Origin of the sequence: uncultured Dialister sp. (genome assembly GCA_900314595.1) — a bacterium.
Taxonomy (GTDB): Bacteria; Bacillota; Negativicutes; order Veillonellales; family Dialisteraceae; genus Dialister.
This window is the reverse complement of the sequence record OMVW01000040.1, coordinates 20759-27193: the sequence shown is the minus strand read 5'-3', so window position 1 is coordinate 27193 and position 6435 is coordinate 20759. Positions and strand designations below refer to the sequence as shown.

Genomic DNA, 6435 nt, shown 5'->3' with positions numbered 1-6435 from the left:
TACTCCGAACAGGGTGAATAAGGCCCTATTTCCTTTAAACGCAATAGAGAAATTTCGATTTGGAAGCACTTTAGCAGCTGTTAAGTTAATGATATTGCCATTAACCCCTATGTCCAGCTTCCCATCCGGATGACCTGAAAGCATTCCATCCATTAACCATTAACCCCTATGTACAGCTTCCCATCCGAATAGCCCGAAAGTTTTCCATCCATTATCCATTAACCCCTATGTACAGCTTTCCATCCGAATGGCCCCGAAAGTTTTCCGCCTATTAACCATTAACCCCTATGTCCAGCTTTTGAAATCGAATGACTCTAAAGTTTTCGAAATAAAAACCACTAACCCCTATTTACACAAATGACCTCAAAGCCACCCGAAATATTTCTAAAAACTAACCACTAATAACTCATAACTCAAAATTTATACTTTTTCACACATTTATACACAAATTCACAGGTCCATTTCATCGATTTCAAAGCAACGGCCGCCCATGGGAGGGAGTGCGTCCAGCGTGGTCATTTCTTTTTCGGTCAGGGAGAAGTCGAAGACGGAGAGATTCTGTCTCATTCTTTCCGGGTGGGAGGATTTGGGGATGGGGAGGATGCCGTGCTGGATTTCCCAGCGGAGGGATATCTGGGCGGCTGTTTTTCCGTGAGCTTCTGCGATGGAGGAAATAGCGGCATCTCCGGCCATGGTCATGCGCCCCAGGGGGGCCCAGGCTTCCACGACGATTCCTCTCGACTGACAGTAGTCTACCGCTTTTTTCTGGAGCCAGCCGGGATGGATTTCCAGCTGGTCCACCATGGGCATGATGCGAGCCGTTTCCGCCAGTTCTTCCAGATGATGGGGAAGAAAATTGGATACGCCGATGGAGCGGATATAGCCGTCCATATATAAATCTTCCAGAGCCCGCCAGGTTTCCTGATTTTCCCGGATCGCCGGTGCGCCGTATTTCTTCGTATTCGCCGGCCAGTGGATGAGGTAAAGGTCGAGATAGGCAAGTCCCAGATCGGAGAGGGTCTTTTGGAAGGCTGCTTTTGTCTTTTCATAGCCCCTGTCCCGGTTCCACACTTTGGAGGTAACAAAGATTTCTTCTCTGGAAATACCGGAGACAGCGATTCCTTTTCCCACTCCTTTTTCATTGCCATAAAAAGCAGCGCCGTCGATGAGGCGGTATCCTGCGGAAAGGGCTTCCTTCACCGCTTTTTCCGTTTCTTCGTCGGACATATTATAAGTTCCATAGCCGATGGGCGGGAGGGCGAGATGATTGGATAAAACAGGCATCATTTCATTTCCTTTCGAATGAATAGTTTTTAGTTTTTAGTGAAATCTAAATTCTAAGCACTAACAACTTTTCATCTATTGTATAATAATAGAAAATCAATGGAAAGGAGAAAAGCCATGGAAGAAGACAAGAGGCCCACGGGCCGCAGGTACCGGAAGATGGACAATATTTCCAACGTCTTTTTCTCCTCGGATCTCAGGAAGCAGATTTTTGGAAATACCGGTTTCCAGTTCTTCCTTTTCCAGAAGCGGTGGAAAGACATCGTAGGCGAAATCCTGGCCTCCGAATCCTGGGTGATCGGCTGGAAAGGAGATACCCTCATCGTTTCCGTCTCCAACTCCGCCTTCCTTCAGCAGCTTTTCATGATGAAAAGGGAAATCCTTGCCCGTCTGCAGAAAGATGAAGTGGGGAAATATTTCAAGGACATCCGCTTCCGCGCAGGTCCCCATAAAAGGGAAAAGGCTCCCTCCACCACGGTGGATGTGGTGAACCGGCAGATTGAAAAAGAAGAAAAAATGTACAGCCTCCCCCTGACGGAAAAAGAGCGGGCCTGGGTAGACAACTGGGTGGAAAAACACGTGTCCAATGAAAAAATCCGCCCCCAGTTTGCAGATATGATGGCGGAAGCCATGAAAATCCGCAAAGGCGAACGGGCCAGCGGCTACCATCCCTGTCCCGTCTGCGGCAGCCTCTGTCCTCCGGAACGGAAAATCTGCATCGCCTGCGAGCGGAAACTGGAAAAACAGAAAAAGAATAAAGTCATCCTCATCCTGAAGGCCAATCCTCACTATACCTATCAGGAAGTCAACAAAATCCTTCCCTGCGACTACTCCATGTACGACGAAGCCAGAGAAATCCTCATCCACCGGGCCAAGGAAAATATCTTCCATAAATACGGAACGGCAGAAGAAAAAAGGAAACTCCTCTCCCTCCTCCTCCATAAACCGATGAAAGAAATCACCACGGAAGAAGCGGAACTGGCCCTCAATAAAATGCCGCAGAAGTGGTGGGAGTAATTTGTGTCATTTGAGAGATTTACGGTTTGTGTCTATTCCGGTATTCGTGGGTTAGCCTCACCACGGCGAGCCCCGGTATGGTCAATATCGAGATTTCGTGATTCGTGATTCGTGGTTCGTGAATGTGTGCCGCTCCCGCGGCACATTTTTTATGGGGACTGTGCACAGGCTTTTTCATTGAGTCAATTGTCAGTTTTATGGTTTGAGGCAGGTTCGGTATTCGGGGTTAGCCTCACTGCGACATGCCCCGGTGGATTCTTTTTCGAGATTTTGGACATATAGCCGAAAGGAAACTATATGGTTGATTGACTTTTGAATCGGGACTGTCGGGATTATCGGGGTGATCGGGGCTGTCGGGAAGGTGTTGCCGCTGAAGCGGCAACAATTTTTTATTGGGTTTTTGCACAGGCGGGTTTGAAATACCCATTCAGGTTCAAAAGGTCAAAGGCCCCCCAGGTTTGGGGGGCTGTCGCCGAAGGCGGCTGAGGGGTCGTACTATTGCTGCCTGTCGGAAATGGATATTTTATTTGTCAGATAAGATGGTTTGAGGCAGATTCGATATTCGGGGTTAGCCTCACTGCGACATGCCCCGGTGGATTCTTTTTCGAGATTTCGGACATATAGCCGAAAGGAAACTATATGGTCGATTGACTTTTGAATCGGGACTGTCGGGAAGGTGTTGTCGCTGAAGCGGCAACAATTTTTTATTGGGTTTTTGCACAGGCGGATGTAAAATACCCGTTCAGGTTCGAAACGTCAAAGGCCCCCCAGGTTTGGGGGGCTGTCGCCGAAGGCGGCTGAGGGGTCGTACTATCGCTGCCTGTCGGAAATGGATATTTTATTTGTCAGATAAGATGGTTTGAGACAGGTTCGGTATTCGGGGTTAGTCTCACTGCGACATGCCCCGGTAGATTTTTTTTCGAGATTTCGGACATATAGCCGAAAGAAAACTATATGATCGATTGACTTTTGAATCGGGACTGTCGGGATTATCGGGGTGATCGGGGCTGTCGGGAAGGTGTTGCCGCTGAAGCGGCAACAATTTTTTATGGGGTTTTTGCACAGGCGGGTTTGAAATACCCGTTCAGGTTCGAAACGTCAAAGGCCCCCCAGGTTTGGGGGGCTGTCGCCGAAGGCGGCTGAGGGGTCGTACTATCGCTGCCTGTCGTATTTGGAGAGTTTCACAAAGTTTGTTTCGTCAGTCAGACCCATATGTGCTTTACAGCGAACCCAAAAGTCGTGGATCATTGGAGATATTCCGACTTGCAGGTGCTTGACATCCCCTCCGACCTCACTTCGTTCGGCCACCTCCCCGCACTTCGGGGAGGTTAACGCCGGGCATAGCTGACGGAAGAGACAGATCAGTAAAGGTGTCTTCCCAGGGAGAACGCTGCGCTTCCATCCGCTTTCCGCGCGGGGCCGGGAATACACGATCACCCTCATGCGGGGATACAGGTACACGTAAGGCCGGGAATACACTTTCAAGTCGCTAGTAAAGAGCCACCGCCTGTCTAAAAATCCTTGCCAGCTCAAGTGCGGGCCATAGGCCCGTGCGCAAAGCGCACTATAAAAAATTGGTTTGCGCAGCGAACCATATCCACCCCGCAATCCGAAATCCGCCTTCCGCAATCCGTTTTTCCACACAAAAAGCCTCCCGGCTCTTATGAACCGGAAGGCTCTTTATTTCTATCTACTAATCCCCCTCCACTTCGATCACTTTTCCTCCTTCTGTCACCAGTTCGGTGCCGGTGACGATGGTCTGGACCTGGTGGTCCATGAGGAAGGAAAGGAGGGCTTTTCTTCTGTTTTTGTCCAGTTCGCTTCCGATGTCGTCTAAAAGGAGGACGGGGTATTCGCCTGTTTCGCGGCGGATGTATTCCATTTCGGAGAGTTTCATGGAGAGGATGGCTGTCCTCTGCTGGCCCTGGGAGCCGTAGGAGGAGATGTCGAGACCGTTCATGAGGAAGGTGCAGTCGTCTCTGTGGGGTCCGATGGAGGTGTGGCAGAATCTTCCGTCTTCTTTGCGCCTTTCAGCAAGCTGGGTGAGGTACCATTCCATGTCGTATCTGGGTGTATCGGTCCCCTGCTGGCAGTACCTGATTTCCAGTTTTTCTTTGTCTCCGGTGAGTACGCTTTCCATGGCCGGTACGGTTTCGTTCATTTTGGAAATGGTTTCCAGCCTTTTCTTCACGATGTAGCAGGCGCCGTTTGCAATCTGCATGTCCCAGAGGTCAAGGTCCGGCTTCTGGCCGGTGGTCTGGGCGTTTTTGAGGGCTGCGTTTCTCTGCTGCACGGCCCGGGTATAGCGGAGGATTTCTTCGTAGTACCGGGGAGAGACCTGGGATATTTCCATATCCAGGAATCTCCGGCGCAGGAGGGGCGGCCCTTTGATGAGCTGCATTTCATCGGGAGTGAAGAGGACGGTGGGAAAGAGGCCCACCAGTTCTTTCCTGCGGATAGGGGTATCGTTCAGGAAGATTTTCTTTCCCTGGTTTCTGGAAAGTCTGATCTTGATTTCCTGGTCCAGGCGGCCGGTTTTATAGGTGAGGAGGATGGTCCCTTCCTCGCAGCCGAGGCGGATCATTTCTCCATCGTTTCCTGTGCGGAAGGATTTCCCCGAGGAGGCATAGTAGATGGCTTCCATGAGGTTCGTCTTTCCACAGCCGTTGGGTCCGGTGAGGAGGGTAAGGGTCTCTGACGGTTCTATGGTTTTGTCCTGAAAGTTCCGGATCTGGATGAGCCGTAGGGATTGGCAGCGCATGTTATTCTCCGGTTATGCGGTAGGTTTCTTCGTCAATGACGAGGGTATCGCCCTGGCGGATTTTTTTCCGTTTTTCGTGCACTTTGACTCCGTTCAGGGTGATTGTATGGGCTTCGAGGAATGCGCCGGTTTCACCGCCGGAGGAAATATGGTCTGTTTTTTTCAGAAACTGGTCGAGCTGGATATAGTCTCCGTAAATTTTAATGATTTTCATTAATTTCTTCCTCTCATGGGGGTCACAATATAGCGGTAGCTCTTGTCTTCTTCCTGTTCCACCAGGAGGGGTCCGTTCTTCAGAAGGTGAAGGATGACGGTTTCTCCGGAGGAATGTTTCAGGATATCTTCGATGTAGTTGCAGTTAAAGGTCAGGGAAATATTATCTCCGGTCAGTTTCACGGGGATGGTGGTATCGCTTCGTCCGATGTCCGGGTCTTCTTCGAAGATTTCCAGTGTGTCGCTGTTGAAATGGAAGTTAATGGTCTGGTAATTCATATCCCTGGAAATTGGGGATACGAAACGGACGGCTTCTTCAAATTCTTTCAGGTTGAGTACTGCTTCCGCATCGAAGCGGGAGGGGATGATTGCATGGAAATTCGGATATTCCCCGTTGATCAGGTTGGCGATGAAATAGGTTTCTCCAAAGGTAAAGGCCACGTGGTTTCTGGACCAGGTGATTTTGATCTGCGCTTTTTCATCATTCACCGGAAGGAGGCGGACTACATCGGACAGGATGCCGGAGGGAACGATGATCCGTCCTTTGGCGGTAGCCGGTTCGTCCAGGGAAATTTCTTTGGCAGCCAGGCGATGGGTATTGGTGGCTGCCATGGTGAAGAGGTTTTCCGTTATTTCAAAAAGGATTCCTGTAAAGAGAGGTTTCTGCTTGTCCGTGGCTGCGGCATAGGCAGTAAGGCCTGCCATTTCCGCAAAGTTCCTGCAGGAAAGGAAGCAGTGGCTGGAATCATCCATTTCCTGTACGTCCGGGAATTCCGCCTGGTCCCTGGTGGGGAAACGGGCTACATAGGCGCCGCTTGTAAAGGTGGCGATATTATTTTCTTTATCCATGGTCATGGTGATATCGCCGTTTGGCATCATGCGGAGGGTGGACTGCAGCTGGCTGGCAGCAATGACCGCTATCCCGTTTTCCTCAATGGAAGCGGGGCAGGTGGTCTTGATGCCTACACTGTAATCATTGGCCTGGATCAGGATTTGGCCCTGCATGGCGGAAATGAAGAATCCGTTATTCGTATTGGAAGTGATTTTTGCCTGTGCTGCCCGCTGGACACGGTCCAGGGCGTTGCAAAGGTCTGTTTTGTTGAAGATGACTCTCATGGCAGCTCCTTTAAAAACTAAGATGATTGAAATATTGTCGTAGC

Annotated in this window: 5 protein-coding genes; 1 reads left to right on the top strand and 4 read right to left on the bottom strand. The window is 50.1% G+C overall.

The features are described 5' to 3' along the window. Positions 1–450: 450 nt before the first annotated feature. Entirely contained in the window at positions 451–1287 is an 837-nt protein-coding gene (locus QZN42_RS08670; RefSeq protein ID WP_296956608.1) for an aldo/keto reductase, read from the bottom strand. Between the two features lie 114 nt (positions 1288–1401). On the opposite strand from QZN42_RS08670, the gene QZN42_RS08665 reads away from it, so the two are divergent. Beyond that, the gene (locus tag QZN42_RS08665; RefSeq protein WP_296956605.1) at positions 1402–2301 is read left to right on the top strand and encodes a DUF721 domain-containing protein; all 900 of its coding nucleotides are present in this window, start codon (positions 1402–1404) and stop codon (positions 2299–2301) included. Positions 2302–3994: 1693 nt separating this feature from the next. Here QZN42_RS08665 and recF read toward each other — a convergent pair. The 3 genes from recF to dnaN are packed head-to-tail and all read right to left on the bottom strand — an operon-like array spanning position 3995 to position 6391. Next, positions 3995–5062: a DNA replication/repair protein RecF gene (recF, locus tag QZN42_RS08660; RefSeq protein ID WP_296956603.1), complete on the bottom strand. Its 1068-nt coding sequence runs from the start codon at positions 5060–5062 to the stop codon at positions 3995–3997. 1 nt (position 5063) lies between these two features. Next, on the bottom strand, positions 5064–5276 hold the full coding sequence (locus QZN42_RS08655) for an RNA-binding S4 domain-containing protein (RefSeq protein ID WP_296956601.1): 213 nt from the start codon (positions 5274–5276) through the stop codon (positions 5064–5066). Continuing rightward, entirely contained in the window at positions 5276–6391 is a 1116-nt protein-coding gene (gene dnaN, locus QZN42_RS08650) for a DNA polymerase III subunit beta (protein WP_296956598.1), read from the bottom strand. The genes QZN42_RS08655 and dnaN overlap by 1 nt, the downstream gene beginning before the upstream one ends. Positions 6392–6435: the final 44 nt, after the last annotated feature.

What these genes read in the sequence shown, in the direction of transcription:
- recF (WP_296956603.1), bottom strand. Translation starts at nt 5,062, where the DNA reads ATGCGCTGCCAATCCCTACGGCTCATCCAGATCCGGAACTTTCAGGAC.
- dnaN (WP_296956598.1), bottom strand. Translation starts at nt 6,391, where the DNA reads ATGAGAGTCATCTTCAACAAAACAGACCTTTGCAACGCCCTGGACCGT.
- QZN42_RS08665 (WP_296956605.1), top strand. Translation starts at nt 1,402, where the DNA reads ATGGAAGAAGACAAGAGGCCCACGGGCCGCAGGTACCGGAAGATGGAC.
- QZN42_RS08655 (WP_296956601.1), bottom strand. Translation starts at nt 5,276, where the DNA reads ATGAAAATCATTAAAATTTACGGAGACTATATCCAGCTCGACCAGTTT.
- QZN42_RS08670 (WP_296956608.1), bottom strand. Translation starts at nt 1,287, where the DNA reads ATGATGCCTGTTTTATCCAATCATCTCGCCCTCCCGCCCATCGGCTAT.